General features: G+C 66.3%; 15 protein-coding genes. 7 read left to right on the forward strand and 8 right to left on the reverse strand.

Features of this window, described 5'->3' with window-relative positions; translation table 11 throughout:
• Positions 1 to 19: 19 nt before the first annotated feature.
• Complete coding sequence (locus I6F31_RS10055) at positions 20 to 406, reverse strand: nuclear transport factor 2 family protein (protein ID WP_035996505.1); 387 nt, start codon at positions 404 to 406, stop codon at positions 20 to 22.
• Between the two features lie 198 nt (positions 407 to 604).
• Between I6F31_RS10055 and I6F31_RS10060 the strand changes: the two genes are divergently transcribed.
• The 3 genes from I6F31_RS10060 to I6F31_RS10070 all read left to right on the forward strand — a co-directional run bounded on the left by I6F31_RS10060 (position 605) and on the right by I6F31_RS10070 (position 6,982).
• Positions 605 to 1,192 carry a PadR family transcriptional regulator gene (locus I6F31_RS10060; RefSeq protein ID WP_035996500.1) on the forward strand — a complete coding sequence of 196 codons (588 nt, stop codon included), beginning with the start codon at positions 605 to 607 and terminating at the stop codon, positions 1,190 to 1,192.
• 368 nt (positions 1,193 to 1,560) lie between these two features.
• Positions 1,561 to 4,986: a tetratricopeptide repeat protein gene (locus I6F31_RS10065; RefSeq protein WP_225185326.1), complete on the forward strand. Its 3,426-nt coding sequence runs from the start codon at positions 1,561 to 1,563 to the stop codon at positions 4,984 to 4,986.
• A 352-nt stretch (positions 4,987 to 5,338) separates the two neighbouring features.
• Complete coding sequence (locus I6F31_RS10070) at positions 5,339 to 6,982, forward strand: lysine--tRNA ligase (RefSeq protein ID WP_225185327.1); 1,644 nt, start codon at positions 5,339 to 5,341, stop codon at positions 6,980 to 6,982.
• A gap of 9 nt (positions 6,983 to 6,991) precedes the next feature.
• Here I6F31_RS10070 and I6F31_RS10075 read toward each other — a convergent pair whose 3' ends face one another.
• Positions 6,992 to 7,648: a helix-turn-helix transcriptional regulator gene (locus tag I6F31_RS10075; RefSeq protein ID WP_225147432.1), complete on the reverse strand. Its 657-nt coding sequence runs from the start codon at positions 7,646 to 7,648 to the stop codon at positions 6,992 to 6,994.
• Between the two features lie 292 nt (positions 7,649 to 7,940).
• Between I6F31_RS10075 and I6F31_RS10080 the strand changes: the two genes are divergently transcribed.
• Together I6F31_RS10080 and I6F31_RS10085 are read left to right on the forward strand one after the other, a co-directional pair.
• The gene (locus I6F31_RS10080) at positions 7,941 to 8,285 is read left to right on the forward strand and encodes a DUF952 domain-containing protein (protein ID WP_035996479.1); all 345 of its coding nucleotides are present in this window, start codon (positions 7,941 to 7,943) and stop codon (positions 8,283 to 8,285) included.
• Entirely contained in the window at positions 8,282 to 9,379 is a 1,098-nt protein-coding gene (locus I6F31_RS10085; RefSeq protein ID WP_225185328.1) for a quinone-dependent dihydroorotate dehydrogenase, read from the forward strand. The genes I6F31_RS10080 and I6F31_RS10085 overlap by 4 nt, the downstream gene beginning before the upstream one ends.
• Before the next feature lie 123 nt (positions 9,380 to 9,502).
• On the opposite strand, the gene I6F31_RS10090 is transcribed toward I6F31_RS10085, so the two are convergent.
• The 5 genes from I6F31_RS10090 to I6F31_RS10110 form a co-directional block, all read right to left on the reverse strand.
• A complete protein-coding gene (locus I6F31_RS10090) occupies positions 9,503 to 10,828 on the reverse strand; it encodes an MATE family efflux transporter (RefSeq protein WP_225185329.1) in 1,326 nt (441 codons plus the stop codon).
• A gap of 3 nt (positions 10,829 to 10,831) precedes the next feature.
• Positions 10,832 to 11,566, reverse strand: coding sequence for an MBL fold metallo-hydrolase (locus I6F31_RS10095; RefSeq protein WP_128265966.1), 735 nt, complete (start codon positions 11,564 to 11,566; stop codon positions 10,832 to 10,834).
• Positions 11,567 to 11,593: 27 nt separating this feature from the next.
• The gene (locus I6F31_RS10100; RefSeq protein ID WP_035996474.1) at positions 11,594 to 11,899 is read right to left on the reverse strand and encodes a DUF6460 domain-containing protein; all 306 of its coding nucleotides are present in this window, start codon (positions 11,897 to 11,899) and stop codon (positions 11,594 to 11,596) included.
• 121 nt (positions 11,900 to 12,020) lie between these two features.
• Positions 12,021 to 13,682 (reverse strand): ATP-dependent DNA ligase, encoded by a 1,662-nt coding sequence (locus I6F31_RS10105; RefSeq protein ID WP_225185330.1) that lies wholly within the window; start codon positions 13,680 to 13,682, stop codon positions 12,021 to 12,023.
• On the reverse strand, positions 13,679 to 14,716 hold the full coding sequence (locus tag I6F31_RS10110; protein ID WP_225185331.1) for a ligase-associated DNA damage response exonuclease: 1,038 nt from the start codon (positions 14,714 to 14,716) through the stop codon (positions 13,679 to 13,681). The genes I6F31_RS10105 and I6F31_RS10110 overlap by 4 nt, the downstream gene beginning before the upstream one ends.
• A 66-nt stretch (positions 14,717 to 14,782) precedes the next feature.
• On the opposite strand from I6F31_RS10110, the gene I6F31_RS10115 reads away from it, so the two are divergent.
• Both I6F31_RS10115 and I6F31_RS10120 read left to right on the forward strand, forming a co-directional pair.
• Positions 14,783 to 15,709: a methyltransferase domain-containing protein gene (locus I6F31_RS10115; protein ID WP_225185332.1), complete on the forward strand. Its 927-nt coding sequence runs from the start codon at positions 14,783 to 14,785 to the stop codon at positions 15,707 to 15,709.
• A gap of 115 nt (positions 15,710 to 15,824) precedes the next feature.
• Positions 15,825 to 17,054 carry an ABC transporter substrate-binding protein gene (locus I6F31_RS10120; protein WP_225185333.1) on the forward strand — a complete coding sequence of 410 codons (1,230 nt, stop codon included), beginning with the start codon at positions 15,825 to 15,827 and terminating at the stop codon, positions 17,052 to 17,054.
• A 182-nt stretch (positions 17,055 to 17,236) separates the two neighbouring features.
• On the opposite strand, the gene I6F31_RS10125 is transcribed toward I6F31_RS10120, so the two are convergent.
• The gene (locus tag I6F31_RS10125) at positions 17,237 to 18,079 is read right to left on the reverse strand and encodes an amidohydrolase family protein (RefSeq protein ID WP_225185334.1); all 843 of its coding nucleotides are present in this window, start codon (positions 18,077 to 18,079) and stop codon (positions 17,237 to 17,239) included.
• Positions 18,080 to 18,082: the final 3 nt, after the last annotated feature.

The raw sequence follows: 18,082 nt of genomic DNA on the forward strand, positions 1-18,082 counted from the left end.
CTTGAGGAGGATGTTGGGCTTATGATTGGGCGGCGGCAAGCTGCTCCGCCATCAGGCGGTGCAGCATGTTGATCGCCTTGAGCGGACGCACCATCACCTTGAAGTGGGTGATGCGCCCCTCGCTATCGAAGCTGATGATGTCGACGCCGTTGATCTCGATGCCGTCGATGACATTCTTGAATTCGAGCACCGCGCCGTTGTCGCTGCGCCACTCGCCGACATAGGTGAAGCCGGGGCCGCCGAGCACCTTCTCGGCGCTGGAGAGGTATTTGAAGGTGATGTCGCGGCCGCGTTGCGGCGTATGCACGACCGGGCTTTCGAACACGGCGTCGGGATGCAGGAGGTCCCAGAGCGCGGCGCGGTCGTGAGACTTCATGTAGGCGTACCAGGAATCGAGGCCGGTCATTGTCGGGTGCCTCCCTCAAGGCCAGGGCAAAAAGTGCGAAAACAACCCCATGCACAGTAGCGAGGAGATTGATTTTCACTTGATTATTCAGTCGGGCCTGTGGCCCGCCTGCACGCTGCCTCATATGCACATTGACGCATATGCGCCGATGCGCATAAAGTCAAGCAGCTTGGTCAAACCTAAAGAAGGGGGCCAGTCATGGCACTGGGCGACGCAATCCTCGCATGCCTGACGGAACGCCCGATGACGGGCTACGAACTCGCCAAGACGTTCGATTCCTCGATCGGCTTCTTCTGGAAGGCCGACCATCAGCAGATCTACCGCGAGCTCTCCAAGCTGCGGGACCGCGGCTACATCCAGGGCCGCGAGGTCGTGCAGTCGGGCAAGCCCAATAAACTGATCTATACGCTGACTCCCGAGGGCCGAACAGCACTGCGGCACTGGGCCGCGCGGCCAAGCACGCCGCCCTCGATCAAGGACGACCTCCTGGTGCGGCTGCATGCGCTCGACAGCATCGACATCGAGCCCATGCGCACCGACCTGATGGCCCGCCTGGAGCACCACCGCGACCGCCACGCCAATTACGAGCGCATCCTGAAAAAGCGCTTTCCCGACGGCACGGCGGAAGGCCGGCTCGATCTCGGCAATCTGCTGCTGCTCCAGCTCGGCGCCCGCCACGAGCAGATGGTGGCCGACTTCTGCGAGGAGGCGCTGGAAGCGCTGTCGGCGATGAGCGGCAAGGCGACGGTGGTACCGCTGGAGGATGGCAAGCGCGAGAAGGGCTGAGGGCGCCGACGTTACGCGAGCCCTTTCCGCCTCCTCGCTGTCATCGCCCGCGAAGGCTGGCGATCCAGTATTCCAGAGACGGCGCGGCTAGAGCCGAGGAGCCGCGGCGTACTGGATGCCCCGCCTTCGCGGGGCATGACACCGGTTTGTTTCGGGACCGGATGCGCGACACAACACCGCCCCCAGTTCCCGCCGCCCAACTTTAAGACAGCCACGCCGCATTCCTTAACTCGTTATTTACCGTAACAGGAAAAAGTCGGTTTTCGAGGCAGACGACCCGCGCCAAATTCGATTGTCTTTGCAACCGGCACGCGTGGGGAAGCTGGAGGCGCCGGGGTGGGGTGCCGAAGTCGGAACCGGACAGAGTCATGAATTCGCGCGTATCGTGGAGTGTCGACGGCATCGATCCATCCGTCCGGGAGCGGGCCGAGGCTGCTGCGCGCCGTGCCGGCATGTCGCTCAACGATTGGCTGAACTCCACGCTCGGCGAAACTGCCCCGCCTAATTTCCGCGGATCCTACGATCAGCGTCCGCAGCACGTGCCGAGCCAAGGACCGAGTCAGGAGAGCCGCGAAGTCGCCGACATCCACCAGCGGCTCGACGCGATCACCCAGCAGATCGAGCGGATATCAAAACCCGCCCCGCGCCAAGAAGCCTCAAGACAAGACGCCTCAAGACCAGACGTCTCGCGCGAGCAGGGCGTCGCGCGCCAGCTCAACGATGCGATCTCGCGGCTCGACGCGCGCCTGTCGCAGATCTCCCGCCCACAGCGGCAACCGCCGCAGCCGCAGGCCCCTCGCCCCACCCCGGCCGAGACGCGCCAGCGCCAGGCCGATGCCGTCGAGCGCGCCGCCGCGCAGGTCTATCGCGGCTCGCCACCCCTGAGCCCGGCTTCGTTCGACGTCGCGGTCGCCGAGATCACTGCGCGCCAGAGCGAGCTCGACGGCTTTACGCCGCGGCAAATGCCGCCGCGTGCCGCCCCGCCGCTTGCGCCAACGGCTCCTAACGCGCCGCCGATGGCACCGGACACCCCTGCCTATGCGCCGCCACCGCCGCCGGGGCCGGATTTCTCCGCGCTCGAGCGCCATCTGCTCAAGATCACGAGCCAGATCGAATCGCTGCAGCGGCCCGACAATACCGAGCAGGCGATCGCCGCCTTCCGCAGCGAGCTGGCCGAAATCCGCGCCGCCATCACCGAGGCGATGCCGCGGCGCGCGATCGAATCGATCGAGAACGAGATCCGCTCGCTGCACCGCCGGATCGACGAGACCCGCTCCAACGGCACCGACGGGCAGGTTCTTGCCGGCATCGAGCGCGCACTGTCCGACATCAAGCAGGTACTGCGCACGCTGACGCCGGCCGAGCAGCTCACCGGCTACGACGAGGCGATCCGCAATCTCGGCGCCAAGCTCGACCTGATCCTGCGCGCCAATGACGATCCCTCGACCGTGCAGCAGCTCGAAGGCGCGATCTCCGCGCTGCGCGCCATCGTCTCCAACGTGGCCTCCAACGAGGCGCTGGCACGGCTATCCGAAGACGTGCAGCTGCTGTCGTCCAAGGTCGACCAGATCACCCGCGCCTCCGGCCACGGCGACAGCTTTGCGGCGCTGGAGCAGCGCATCGCGGCGCTCACGGCGGCGCTGGAAACGCGCGAGCGGCCGCAGCCGTCCGAGAGCACCGAGCATCTCGAAGCTGCGATCCGCGCGCTGTCGGACCGTTTCGACCGCATGCAGGTCGGCAACGATTCCGCCTCGACCTTCGCCCATCTCGAGCAGCGCGTTTCCTATCTCCTGGAGCGGATCGAGGCCGCCGCCGATCCGCGCAACGGCAATTTGAGCCGCGTCGAGGACGGACTGCACGACATCCTCAGGCACCTGGAACGGCAGCAGGCGACCTATGCGGCCCTCGCCGAGAGCCGCAGCTCCGCTCCGCCGCCCGATTCCGGTATGGTCGACCTCGTCAAGCGCGAGCTCTCCGACATCCGCTTCAGTCAGGCCGAGACCAACCGGCACACCCAGGACTCGCTCGAGGCCGTCCACAGCGCGCTCGGTCACGTCGTCGATCGCCTCTCGATGATCGAGGGCGATCTGCGCGCGGTGCGCACCGCGCCGCCTCCCCCCGCCCCACAGCCGATGTCGACGCCGATGGCGGCGGCGATGGAGCCGGCGCCGATGGCGCGCGAGCCGCGGCCGCAACCGCCAGCACAGCCGCCGAAATACGATCCGAAGCCCGAGCTGCCCAATCCGGCTGCCGCGCAGGCGCCGCCGGCTGCCTTCGTCGCCGCACCGCGCGAGTTCCACGCCGCCACCCCCGCCGCGCCGCCGCCCGTGCCGGCGGCGCCGCCGGTCCCGCCGCGCGCGGTCAGCGAGATCCTGGAGCCGCACACGGCGCGCGCTGCACTCGCGCCGGAACTGCCGCCGGATCACCCGCTCGAGCCGGGCACACGGCCGGGCGGGCGCGTCGCCACGCCGTCGGAGCGCATCGCCGCCTCCGAAAGCGCGATCAGCGGAATTGCCGCCGCACCCAAGGAGCCGGTGTCGTCGTCGAGCTTCATCGCGGCCGCCCGCCGCGCGGCGCAAGCTGCCGCCGCACAGCCGCCCGAGAAGCCGGCCCGCGGCGCCAAGGCCGCGATCGCCCGCGCCAAGGAGAAGGGCCAGGAAGGCGGCTCGACCATCACCTCAAAAATCCGCTCGCTGCTGGTCGGCGCGAGCGTGGTCGTGATCGTGCTCGGCACCTTCAAGATGGCGATGAACCTGCTCGAAGGCGGCAGCTCGTCACCGACGCCGCAGGCGATGCAAAACATCCCGAGCGAGCCGGCGCCGCAGCCGGCGCCGCCGCCGGTCGAGACCAAGCCAGCCGCGCCCGAGCAGATCACCCCGTCGATGACGTCGCCGACACCGATCGGACGGCAATCGCAGAACAATGCCGCGCCGGCGCCTCTTCCCGGTTCCGGCAGCTCGGCCTCGGTTGAAATCCCGCAAGCGCCTGCCGCGGCGATGCCGCCGGCCTCAAGCGACGTCACCGGCGCGCTGTCGGGCACGAGTCGCGCCAAGCTCGGCGTCGTCCAGGTGCCGCCGAGCGAGAAGCTGCCTGACGGCATCGGCGGCCCAGCCTTGCGCAGCGCCGCGATGAAGGGCGATGCGACCGCGGCCTACGAGATCGGCGTGCGCTTTGCCGAAGGCAAGGGCGTCGCCACGAATTACGACGAAGCGGCGAAGTGGTACGACCGCGCGGCGCAGGCCGGGGTCGTCCCTGCAATCTTCCGCCTCGGCACGCTCTACGAAAAGGGCCTAGGGGTGAAGAAGGACGCGGACATCGCGCGCCGCTACTACACCCAGGCCGCCGAGCGCGGCAACGCCAAGGCGATGCACAATCTCGCCGTGCTCGATGCCGACGGCGGCGGTCGCGGCGCCAATTACAAGAGCGCGGCGCAGTGGTTCCGGAAAGCGGCCGATCGCGGCGTCGCCGACAGCCAGTTCAACCTCGGCATCCTCTATGCCCGCGGCATCGGCGTCGAGCAGAACCTCGCCGAATCCTACAAATGGTTCAGCTTAGCTGCCGCCCAGGGCGATGCGGATGCCGCCGGCAAGCGCGACGATGTCGCCAAGCGCCTCGACCCGCAATCGCTGGCGGCCGCCAAGCTCGCGATCCAGACCTTCAGCGCCGAGCCGCAGCCCGACGATGCCGTCAACGTTGCGACCCCGAACGGCGGCTGGGACAGCGCACCGCAGGCCAGCGCGAAGCCGGCCCCCAAGCAAGTGGCGACGAAACGCTCGGCCTCAGCGGCGCATTGAGCCGCATCGCATTCGATCCGACGCGGAGACACTCCCAACCCTCCCCCGCAAGCGCATGGCTAGCGCATATGACTTGTGGCAGCGGGCTGCGCGCACGCCTCGTCCTTCGAGACGGCGCTAACGCGCCTCCTCAGGATGAGGCTAATCAGCATCAGTGCTCGTTGAAACCGCTGCCGCGCACTCCGCCCTCATCCTGAGGAGCCCGCCCAAAGCGGGCGTCTCGAAGGATGGCCGCAGGAAAAAGCTCCCAAATGCGATAGCCCTGCGCAACCGGGAGACGGCTGGGGGTATTAGCTCGCAGCTTTTGCATTCTGCCGGGAAATCGCTATTTTCCGCGGCCCGGAGGCCCCTGATGTCCGTTATTGATCTAGCCGCAAACCCGAGCGAGTTGCGTGCGCTCGCCGAACAATCCAACGCCTGGCCGTTCGAGCAGGCGAAGGCCATTGTCGCGCGGCTGAAGAAAAGCCCGAAGGACGAGGTGCTGTTCGAGACCGGCTATGGTCCGTCCGGCCTGCCGCATATCGGCACGTTCGGCGAGGTGGCGCGCACCTCGATGGTGCGCCACGCCTTCCGCGTGCTCACCCAGGACAAGGTCAAGACGCGCCTTTTGGCGTTCTCCGACGATATGGACGGCTTCCGCAAGGTGCCCGACAACGTTCCGAACAAGGAGATGCTGGCCGCTCATATCGGCAAGCCGCTGACGCGGGTGCCGGATCCGTTTTCGAACGAATATCCGTCGTTCGGCGCGCACAATAACGCGCGCTTGCGCGCGTTTCTGGATCATTTCGGCTTCGACTACGAGTTCGCGAGCTCGACCGACTACTACACGTCGGGCCGCTTCGACGCGACGCTGCTGAAGATGCTCGCCGCTTACGACAAGATCATGGCGATCATCCTGCCGACGCTGGGCCCGGATCGCCGCGCGACCTATTCGCCGTTCCTGCCCATCAGCAAGACCACGGGCGTCGTGCTGCAGGTGCCGATGATCCGCCGCGACGTCGCGGCGGGCACGGTGACCTATGTCGATCCCGATACCAACCAGGAAGTTGAAACGCCCGTCACCGGCGGCAACGTCAAGTGCCAGTGGAAGGCCGACTGGGCGATGCGCTGGGTCGCGCTCGGCGTCGACTACGAGATGGCGGGCAAGGACCTGATCGATTCCGTGAAGCTGTCCGGCGCGATCGCCAGAGCGCTCGGCAGCACGCCGCCCGAAGGCTTCAACTACGAGCTCTTCCTCGACGAGAAGGGCCAGAAGATCTCGAAGTCGAAGGGCAACGGCCTGACCATCGACGAATGGCTGCGCTACGCCTCACCGGAATCGCTCTCGTTGTTCATGTACCGCGAGCCGAAGGCGGCCAAGCGGCTGTATTTCGACGTCATCCCGCGCAATGTCGACGACTACCAGCAATTCCTCGACGGCTTTCCGAAGCAGGACGGCAAGCAGCAGCTCGGCAATCCGGTCTGGCACATCCACAACGGCAAGCCGCCGACGGGCGACATGCCCGTCACCTTCCAGCTGCTCCTGACGCTGGTGTCATCGTCGAACGCGGAGAACGACGAGACGCTGTGGGGCTTCATCGGCCGCTACCGGCCCGGCGTGAGCCCGCAGACCCATCCGAAGCTGGATGCGATGGTGGGCTATGCCATCAACTATTATCGCGACTTCGTCGCGCCGACGAAGCAGTTCCGCGTACCCACGGACAGCGAGCGCGCCGCGCTGCAGGATTTGCGCGATGCGCTGTCGCAGCTTGCGCAGGACGCATCCGCCGAGGACATCCAGAACGTCGTCTACGAGATCGGCCGCCGCGAGCCGTTCCTCGACCAGGTCAAGAAGGGCAAGGACGGCCGCCCCGGCGTCACGCTGGACTGGTTCAACATGCTCTACCAGGTCCTGCTCGGCCAGGAGAAGGGCCCGCGCTTCGGCTCCTTCGTCGCGGTCTACGGCGTGCAGAACGCGGTCAACATGATCGACGGCGCGCTGGCGAGGAGTGCGTGAGCGACGCCATCACTGGCTCGCCCAGATGATGCGCGCAACCCAGGCGACATCGCTCGCCGCGACCGTTCGCGCCGCCTGTGACGCATCGAGGGGCGCCAACTCCAGGGTCTTTGCCGTGCGGCGCTTCAGGGTCGCAATCGTGATCTCGTCCGTCTTGATCTTGACCACCACGCGATCACCCTTGCGGATCGGCGCCGCAGGCGAGACCAGGATGATGTCACCGTCGCGATAGGCAGGCAGTAGCGCAGCGCCGGAAATCTCCAGCGCAAAGACTTGACCGTCCTCTCCGATCGGAAGCGCGATCTCGGTCCAGCCCCTGCCGGTTGGAAGACCGGCCTCATCGAAGGCGCCGCTCATTCCGGCCTGTGCAAAGCCGAGCAGCGGCACCGAGCCGCGGCCGCTTCCACCGTCGTCATCAATCAGCTTCGCAAAGCTGTCGATCGAGGCGTCGGCCGCCGCCAGCGCTTTTGCGATCGATTCGGTCGAGGGCCAGCGCTCGCGGCCGTCGGCGGTGACGCGCTTGGACCTGTTGAAGGTGGTAGGGTCGAGCCCGGCACGCTTGGCAAGGCCGGACGGCGACAATCCGGCGCGCGCCGCCAGCCGGTCCAGCGCGGCCCAGATCTGGTCGTGAGTCAGCATCCTCTGCGCTTTGGCCTGTCTGACCATGGAAGGTCCAGCCCGTCGCAACTCAGGAAAACTGTCCTCAAATCAACCGGTTTTCCGTTTTTCGCGCAAGAGGCGACCGAGGCGGCGTTCGCCAACGAAACGGGCAGCCGTTCGCGTCAGGAAAGCGCGCAAAACGGGAATCTTGAGCCCCGTGCCGATTTCATCGGCGCGGAAAAGGCTCTAAGCCTTGAGTTCGGAAGGGGCGGCCTTTACGGTCGCGCCCGGGTTTCGAGGACCCGCGAAAAGCGAAAAAACTCAAGAGACTCAAAGAACAAACAAGGCTGCGGTAGCGGTGGTCAAGATCTACAAAATCTGTCCGGCCTCGGCCTGGCGCGAGGCGGAACGGCAGGGTGTCTACCGGGGCAGCGCAGATGACGCGCGCGACGGGTTCATCCATTTCTCGACCGCGGCCCAGGTTCCCGAGACCCTGCGCAAGCACTATTTCGGGCAGCGCGCGCTGTTCCTGGTCGAGGTCGACGGCGACGCGCTCGGCAGCGAGTTGCGCTGGGAACGCTCGCGCAATGACGAGCTCTTCCCGCATCTCTATGGTGAGCTCGATCTCGGCGCGGTCCTTGCGGTGATGAATCTCAACATGCGCTCCGACGGCAGTCACGATGTTCCGGAGCTGTTGCCGTGATCCGCGCGTTCGACGCCTTTTCGCTGCCGGTGCTGCGCTGGCTCGATCCCGAGGACGCGCATCGCCTCGCGATCCAGGGCCTGCGCTTCCTGCCGCCGGTCAAGCCGCGCGTCGATGATCCCAAGCTCGCGGTGCGCGCCTTCGGGCTGAACTTTACCAATCCGATCGGCATGGCTGCGGGCTTCGACAAGAGCGCCGAGGTGCCGGACGCGCTGCTGCGGCTCGGCTTCGGTTTCGTCGAGATCGGCTCGGTGACACCGAAGCCGCAAGCCGGCAATCCGCGGCCGCGGCTCTTCCGTCTCGAGCGCGACGAGGCGATCATCAACCGCATGGGCTTCAACAATGACGGCGCGGAGGCGGCTCTGCGCCGGCTTGCCGCGCGCGCGCAGCACGGCGGCATCGTCGGCGTCAATGTCGGCGCCAACAAGGATTCGCCGGACCGCGTCGGCGACTACGTCAAGCTGATCGAGACCTTCGCGCCGGTGGCGAGCTATTTCACCGTCAACGTCTCCTCGCCGAACACGCCGGGCCTGCGCAACCTTCAGGAAGGCGCGCTGCTCGACGATCTGCTCGCGCGCGTGATCGAGGCCCGCGAGCGTGTCAGGCAGAAGGCCGGCGACACGCCGGTGCTGCTCAAGATCGCGCCGGATTTAAGCCTCGCCCAGCTCGACGACGTCGTGCAGGTCGCGCGCTCGCGCCGGGTCGACGGCATGATCGTGTCGAACACCACGGTCGCGCGGCCGAGCACGTTGCGTGAAGAGACGCGGGCGAAGGAGCAAGGCGGCCTGTCCGGCCGGCCGCTGTTCCGCCTGTCGACGCGCATGGTCGCGGAAACCTATGTGCGCGTCGAGGGCGCATTCCCGCTGATCGGCGTCGGCGGCGTGGATTCGGGCGGCGCCGCGCTGACCAAGATCCGCGCCGGAGCCAGTTTGATCCAGCTCTATTCCTCGCTGGTCTACAAGGGCCTCGGCCTCGTCGACGAGATCAAGCGCGACCTGACCTCGACATTGCTGCGGACAGGGCGGGATTCGCTGTCGGAGATCGTCGGCGCCGATGCGGCGACGCTGACGGCGGAAGACTGGCCGGGGATGTAGCTCTTCGCCTCTCCCCGCCTGCGCAGACTTCGTAGCCCGGATGGAGCGCAGCGCAATCCGGGAAGCTATCGGCATGGACAAAGCCCCCGGATTACGCTGCGCCCCATCCGGGCTACGGTTCTTCTACGGCTTCACGAACGTCGCGCGATACAGCGCCGGATACCTCGCGCCCTGCAAGCCGCCGCGCGCGACGTAGAACGCGATCAGCGCACTCCACAGGCCGGTATTGCCGAACGATTGCAGCGCCAGCCAGGCGGCGAAGAAGATCGCGAGCGAGAGCAGCATCAGATTGCGCATCTCCCGCGCCCAGGTCGCGCCGACATAGATGCCGTCGAAACCGAAGGCGAACACGCCGGGGAGCGGCGCCAGCACGATGAAGGGCAGGAACTCGCGCGCCGCGCGGCGGACGTCCTCGCTCGCCGTCATGACGTCGATAATGTGAGGGCCGAACGCGGCGAACAGCACGGCGACGACAATTGCGAAGCCGACCCCCCAGAGCAGCACCAGCCTGGTCGAATCCGCAAATCCCTTGGCGTCGCGGCCGCCAAAGGCGCGGCCGCAAAGCTGCTGGGCCGCATTGGCAAGGCCGTCGAGGAAGAAGGCGCTGACCAGGAGGAAATTGTTGAGCACGGAGTTCGCGGCCAGCGTGACGTCGCCGGCCCGCGCGCCCTTGGCGGTGAAGAACAGGAACACGGCGATCAGCGCCGCGGTGCGGATCAGGATGTCGGTATTCACCACCAGGAGCCGCATCAGCTTGTCGCGATCGAACAGCGTTGCGCGAGGTATGGCAAAACCGCCGAGCGCATGGCGCCTGCACACGATCACGCCGAGCATGAAGCCGATCGTCTCGGACAGAAGCGCGGCGATCGCCGCGCCGGCAATGCCGGTGTCGTAGACCAGCACCAGCAGGATCGTCGCCACCATGTTGATGAGGTTGATGACGACCTGGAGCGCAAGGGCCGGATTGGCGCGGGCCTGCCCGACCAGCCAGCCCAGGATGACGTAATTGGCGAAGGCGAAGGGCGAGGACCAGATCCTGATCATGAAATAGGTCTTTGCGGCCTGCGTCACGCCCTCGCTGCCGCCCATCAGGTCGAACAGTGCGCCTGCCAGCGGCAGCTGCAGCACGATCAGCGCCGCACCGATCAGGCCGGCGACGATGAAACCGCGCACCAGGATCACGGTCTGCTCGCGCGTCTCGCCCGCGCCGAGCGCCTGCGCGGTGAAGGCGAGCGTGCTCATGCGCAGGAAGCCGAACAACCAGAACAGGCAGTCGAAGATGACGGAGGCCATCGCGACGCCGCCGAGCAGCGCGGCATCGTCGAGCCGCCCGATCGCGGTGGTCGAGACCACGCCGATCAGCGGCGTCGTGAGGTTCGCGACCATCGCGGGACCTGCAATGGCGAAGACCTGCCGGCTACCGACGCGGTGATGGACGGGTGCGTGCATCGTTCAGAACACGAGCACCATGCCGTCTTCGGCGGCGAGGTGCTCGACCTCGCCCAGGCGCGACAGCATGTCGTCGCTCATATGGGTGAGGACGAGCCGCTTGGCGCCGATGTCGGGCAGATGCTGTTCCAAGGTCTTCAGGCTGAGATGGTTCTTGACCACCTTCTCGTACATATAGGCTTCGGCGATGAAAAGGTCCGCGCCATGCGCCAGCGGAATGAGCGTCTCCGTCCATTCGGTATCGGCGCTGTAGGCGAGCGTGCGGCCCTCGGCCGCGACGCGATAGGCCAGGAACGGTCCGCCTGATTCGCCGTGCACGACCGGATAGGGCGTCACATTCACCGCACCGAAGCTTTGGCTTTGCCCGGGCGCGAGCTCGACCACGTTCAGCTCGAAGCGCTGCTTGGTGTTCGAGGAATGCTCGAACAGCGCCTCCATCACCTCGCGCAGCCGCCTCTCGATGCCTTGCGGGCCCGCGATCGTCAGCGGCCGCGTTCGCCGGGAAAATTGCGCGTCGAGCAGAAAGAACGGCAGGCCGGCAAAATGGTCACCATGGAAATGCGTGATCAGGATCAGGTCGATGTCGCCCCGATCGATCTCGAGCCGCTTCAGCGCCGGCAGCGCCGACGCACCGCAGTCGATCAGGAAGTTCGCTTTGCGCCCCGAGACGTGGAAGCAGGTGTTGAGCCTGCCGCCGGAGCCGAAAGCATCACCGCAGCCGACGAATCGCAATTGCATCGGCTGCGCACTCCCTCAATCCGATCCTTACCTGCCGCGCGGCGCGCCGAACACGCGCGACAGCAGCCAGATCGGAATCACGATGACCGCACCGAGCAGGAAGTAGCGCCACAGCCAGTTCACCGCATCGAAGCCGAGGTCCCACAGCCGCTGGAACAACAGGCGAATGCTGTGGATGATGTTCCAGGGATCGAAGCCGATCGTCGCCAGCACGACGCCGACCAGGATCGAGAGCAGCACCAGGCGGAACGCGACCGCCAGCGGCGAGCCGCCGAGAAAGCGGTGCAGGCCGTCGCTGCGGCCGGCCGGCAAATCTCTGACGTCTTGGACCATCGCAAACTCCTGAAGCGGATTCGAACCCATTATAGGGCACGGCGGGGGACATGGGGAACCCGCAAGGGGCCGTCAATCGGGTTACGGGAGTTTAATTCGGGTGAACCACCGGGAAGATGCCTCACACCTCGATCTCCGCCGCCTCGGCTTTCAACATCTTCTCCAGCGTCTCCAGCCGGTCGGCCTCTCGCGGCGGCTTGTCCCAGCGCAGGCGGCTGATGCGGGGGAAACGCATGGCGACGCCGGATTTGTGCCGGGGCGAGCGCTGCAATCCTTCGAAAGCGACCTCCAGCACCAGCCCCTTGTCCGCTTCGTGCACGACGTGGCGGACGGGGCCGAATTTTTCCGTGGTGTTGCGGCGGACGAAGCGGTCGATCTGCAAGAGCTCCTCGTCGGTGAAGCCGAAATAGGCCTTTCCGACCGGCACCAGCTCCTCGCCATTCTCGGTCTGGGTCCAGACGCCGAAGGTGTAGTCGGAATAATAGGACGAGCGCTTGCCGTGGCCGCGCTGCGCATACATCAACACGGCATCGATGATGTGCGGATCGCGCTTCCACTTCCACCATTGCCCCTTCGGCCGGCCCGGCAGATAAGGCGCATCGCGCCGCTTCAGCATGACGCCTTCGACGGCGTCCGCATCCTCGCCGGCGCCGGCGCTGGCGGGATCGGCCCGCGCGGCGGTGAGTGCCTCCCAGCTATCGAAGGGCACGGTGGGGGAGAGATCGATGCGGGGATCGTCGAGCTTGACGATGAATCGCTCCAGCCGCTCGCGCCGCTCGGCAAAAGGCAGCTCGCGCAGATCGTTCTCGTCGTCGCCGAGCAGATCGTAGGCACGCAAGTGAATCGGAAACTCCTTAATCAGCTTCGGCGAGACGACCTTGCGGTTGAGGCGCTGCTGCAACACGTTGAAGCTCTGCACCCGGCCCTCGCGCAGGATCAAGAGCTCGCCGTCGATCGCGCCCGGCAGGCGCAGCGACGGCACGAGATCCGGAAAGCTTCCCGTGATGTCCTCGCCGGTGCGCGAATAGAGCCGCGCGGTGATATGGCCGCGCTCGTCGCGCCCCGCCACCGCCTGCACGCGGATGCCGTCCCATTTCCATTCGGCGATGTAGTCGGCGGGATCGAGCGCGGCGAAATCGTTGTCCTCGATCGCATGCGCCAGCATCACCGGCCGGAACGGCGCGGGATCGCGGTTGACGGGCTTGTCGCCGCGGCCTTCCAGCCAGGCGAACAGGTCGAGATAGGGCGGGACGAGCCCCGGCCAGATCAGCTCGATCTCGTGCGGGTCCTTGTCGCCGAGCGCTGCCGCCGCAGTCTTGGCAAGACGCGCGGAGATGCCGATGCGCAAGCTCCCGGTGACGAGCTTCAGCAGCGCCCAGCGCCCGGTCTCATCTAACTCGTCGAGCCAGCGCTCGAGCTGCTTGGGCAGCTCGGTCTTGCCCAGCGTGCGCAGCGTGGTGACGACCTCGGTGAGGCTCGGTGGCGGCGGGTTGTTGTGGGCGGCGAGCGCGGCTTTCGGCCACATCAGCGCAACCGTCTCCGAGAGATCGCCGACATAGTCGTAGCTCAGCCCGAACAGCACCTCATCGGTGCGTGCCGCGATGAGGTCGCGGATCAGCGCCGGCTTGGCGTGCTTGAAGCTGAGCGCGCCGGTCAGCGCAGCCAGCGCATAGCCGCGGTCGGGATCGCCGACCTCGCGGAAATAACCGGTGATCAGCCGCAGCTTGTTGTTGCGGCCGGGCTCATAGGCGAGGCGGTCGAGCAGCTCGGCGAAGCGGTTCATGCTTCGGCCTCGGCTTGAATCGGCGTCTCGCTCTCCTCCTCGTCGCCATAGCCGACGAGGTCGAGCGGCCGTGCCTTCAGGCCTTTGCTCCGGCACCAATGCACCAGCGCATCTTCCTGGCCGTGAGTGACCCAGATCTCTCCGGCGCCGGTCGCCGCGATGGTCGCGGTGAGGCCATCCCAATCGGCGTGATCGGAGATCACCAGCGGCAGCTCGACGCCGCGCTGCCGCGCCCGGGCGCGCACGCGCATCCAGCCGGAGGCGAAGGCGGTGACCGGATCGGGAAAGCGCCGCGTCCAGAGATCGGAGGTGGCTGAGGGCGGTGCCAGCGTGATGGTGCCGGCGAGCGCCGCCTTCTTCATGCCCTTTACTGGCTTGAGCTCGCCGAGGTCGATCCCGCGGCTCTGATAGTAATGCGTGATCGTCTCCATCGCGCCATGCAGGTAAATCGGCGCATCATAGCCGGCCTGACGCAGCAGCTTGATCACGCGCTGCGCCTTGCCGAGCGAATAGGCGCCGACGAGATGCGCGCGCTCCGGAAACAGTGCGACGGAAGCGAGCAGCTTCTTGACCTCGTCGCTCGCATCGCCATGCCTGAAGACCGGCAGGCCGAACGTCGCCTCGGTGATGAAGACGTCGCAGGGCACCAGCTCGAACGGCGCGCAGGTCGGGTCCGGCGCGTCCTTGTAGTCGCCGGAGGCGACGATGCAGGTGTCCTTGCACGAGACGGCGATCTGCGCGGAGCCCAGCACGTGGCCGGCCGGGTGAAACTTGATCTTGACGTCGCCGAGCCGGATCTCCTCGCCATAGCGGATGGCCTGGGTCGAACCGGCGAAGTTCTCGCCGTAACGCAGCCGCATCATGTCCAGCGTTTCCTGCGTCGCCAGCACCGCGCCATGGCCCGCACGGGCATGGTCGGAATGGCCGTGGGTGATCACGGCCCGCTCCACGGGGCGGACGGGGTCGATATGGAAGCCGCCGGGCTTGCAGCACAGGCCGGCAGCATTTGGCAGCAGGATGTCTTGCGGACGCATGCCTGTTATATAAGTCGAGCCATCACATCTTCGAGTCACTTACCCATTTCGTTTCCTGGTTCCTCAATGCCGCTCCGCCTGTTCCTGACCTCCGGCGATCTCATGGCCGACCGCCGTTTCGAGTTCGCGCGCGATCTCCAGCTCAAGGGCGACCTTCCCGCCGCGGCCGACCTCCTGGAGCAGGCGATCGAGCTTGCACCTGATTTCACCTCGGCCTGGTTCACGCTCGGCGAGATTCGTCAGCAGCTCGGCGAGCGCGACAAGGCCATCGCGGCCTTTCGTGAAGCGCGGCGATGCGACCCCGGGGATCAGCACGGCGCCGGCCTGCGCCTGATGCGGCTCGGCGATACCGAGATGGCGGAGATGCCCAAGGCCTACGTGCAGGCGCTGTTCGACCAATACGCCCCGCGGTTCGAGCACACATTGATCAACGATCTCGGCTATCGCGCCCCCGCGCTGATCTTCAAGGCGGTGCTGGCGGCGCGCGTCGCCGCCAAGAAGCCCGCCTACTTCAAGCGCGCCATCGATCTCGGCTGCGGCACCGGGCTCGCGGCCGCTGCCTTCGCCAAGCAGGTCGACCATTTCACCGGCATCGATTTGTCATCCGGCATGATCAAGGAGGCGCGGGCGACGAACCTCTATGCCGAACTCGAAGTCGCCGACATGATCGAGGGCCTGCGCGGCAAGGCCGACGCGAGCGCGAACCTCGTCGTGGCCGCGGATGCGTTCGTCTATCTCTCCGATCTCGCGCCGGTGCTGAGCGAAGTAAGGCGCGTGCTCGTCTCAGGCGGCGTGCTCGCCTTCACGGTGGAGACGCATGCGAGCGACGGCATCGTGCTCGGCGATGGCCTGCGTTATGCCCATTCCGCGGAATATGTGCGCAGCGCCATCGCGAAGGCGGGGATGAAGCTGCTGACTCTGGAGCCGGCCTCGCCGCGCAACGAGAACAATGAGCCGGTGCGTGGCCTCGTCGTCGTCGCCGAGAAAACTTGAGTCTAGGCGCTAACGTCTCATGATTTGAGCGTCATTGCGTCGCAAAGCTGCGACTTCCCACTTGCGAGCCGAGCTGCGATGTCAGCACAATGCGCGCATCAGGGAGAAAACAACAATGACCAAGAATCCATCGCGGCGCGATTTCAGCGCCGGCGCGCTCGCCACCATCGCCGCATCGACATTGCCCGCGCCCTACGTCTGGGCCGCGGAGAAGAAATACGATGCGGGTGCCAGCGACACCGAGATCAAGATCGGTCAGACCGTGCCGCATTCCGGCCCCGGCTCGCTCTACGGCGTGCTCGGCCGCGTCGGCGAAGCCTATTTCCAGATGCTGAACGAGAAGGGCGGCATCAACGGGCGCAAGGTCAAGTTCCTCACCATGGACGACGCCTACAGCGCGCCGAAATGCGTCGAGGCCACGCGCCGGCTGGTCGAGCAGGAGGAAGTGCTCGCATTGTACGGCTCGCTCGGCACCGCGCCGCAGACCGCCGTGCACAAATACCTGAACTCCAAGGGCGTGCCGCAGCTCCTGCTCAACACCGGCGCGTCGAAGTGGAATAATCCGAAAGAGTTCAAGTGGACGATGGCGGGCCTGCCGCTCTATCCGACCGAGGCGCGCATCCTCGCGCGGCACGTCGTCAGCGTGAAGCCGAACGCGAAGATCGGCATCCTCTACCAGAACGACGATTTCGGCCGCGACTTCCTCGGTCCGTTCAAGAAAGTACTGGCGGACTCCGGCGGCACCGCGCAAGTGATCATGGAGCAGACCTACGATCTCACCGAGCCGACCGTCGATTCCCAGCTCATCAATCTCTCGAAGTCCGGAGCCGACGTCTTCTACAACATCTCGACCGGCAAGGCCTCGTCGCAGTCGATCCGGAAAGTGGCCGAGCTCGGCTGGAAGCCGCTGCACCTCCTGTCCGCCGGCTCCACCGGCCGCTCGATCCTCAATGCCGCGGGGCTCGAGAACGCCACCGGCATCGTCGCGATCCGCTACAACAAGGAGGTCGGCCTGCCCAAATGGGAGAAGGACCCGGACGTGACGGCGTTCGAGGAGCTGCGCAAGAAGTACACGCCGGCGATCGATCCCGACAACACCATCGCTTTCGCCGGCTACGGGCAGGCCGCCACGATGGCCGAGATCCTGCGCCGCTGCGGCAACGAGCTCACCCGCGCCAACGTGCTGAAGCAGGCATCGAACCTGCAAGGTTTCCACTCGCCGTATTTCCTCGATGGCGTCACCTACAGCTACACGCCCGAGGACTACACACCGATGAAGACGCTGTTCATCTCCACCTTCACCGGGAAAGACTGGGACATCTCCGACAAGCCGATGTCGGAGTAGCGAGGCGGGCCCCGTCGCCTTTTCCTTCTCCCCTTGTGGGAGAAGGTGGCGCGAAGCGCCGGATGAGGGGTATCTATCCACACGCGAGCTCGCGGAGAGAGACCCCTCACCCGTCTCGCCGCTTCGCGGCGAGCCACCCTCTCCCACAAGGGGAGAGGGTAAGAGCGCACATCCACTGCAGATTAACCCAAGCGATACACAGCCTTGGCATTCACGCCGAAAGCCTTGCCCCGCACGCGCGGGCCGAGCCTCGCCAGGCAGGTCTCCAGCGCGGTCTTGATCTCGCCGTAGCTTCCCGCGAGCAGGCATACGGGCCAATCCGATCCGAAGATCAGCCGGTCTTCGCCGAAACATTTCGCGGCGTGCTCCACGAACGGAAACAGCCGTTCTGCATTCCAGTCGTCCCAGACCGCCTCGGTCGCCAATCCCGAGATCTTGCACCAGACATTGCCGCAGGCAGCCAGCGCTGCGATGCGCTCGGTCCATTCCGCGCTCCCGCCGGCGGCAATCGGCGGCTTGGCGGCGTGATCCAGCACGAAACGCGCGTGCGGAAAGGCCTGCGCGGTTGCGACCGCCGCGGGCAGCTCGCGGCTGCGGACAAGGAAATCGTAAGCGAGATCGTGGGCGAACACGGCCGTGAGTCCGCGCTGGACGTCGTCGCGCAGCAGCCAATCCGCATCGAGCTCGTCGTGGACCTGGTGGCGGATGCCGACCAGCTTGTCGCCACCAGGCAGAGCGCGCAGCCGGTCGAGCGTCTCGCCGAGCGCCGCATCGGTGAGATCGGCCCAGCCGACCACGCCGACCACCGAGGGCGTCGCAGCCGCGATACGCAGAAACTCCTCGGTCTCCTCCAGCGCGGAGCGGCATTGCACCACGATACTGGCCTCGATGCCGTTCGCCTGTAGCAGCGGCGCGAGATCGGCCGGGCCGAAGGCACGGCGGATCGGCGCCAGCTCGTCCCCTTCCATCCAGGGATAATCGGCGCGCGCCGGATCCCAGAAATGCTGGTGTGCATCGACGATCATGCC

The sequence above is a fragment of the Bradyrhizobium sp. NBAIM01 genome, assembly GCF_020194115.1.
Lineage (GTDB): Bacteria > Pseudomonadota > Alphaproteobacteria > Rhizobiales > Xanthobacteraceae > Bradyrhizobium > Bradyrhizobium yuanmingense.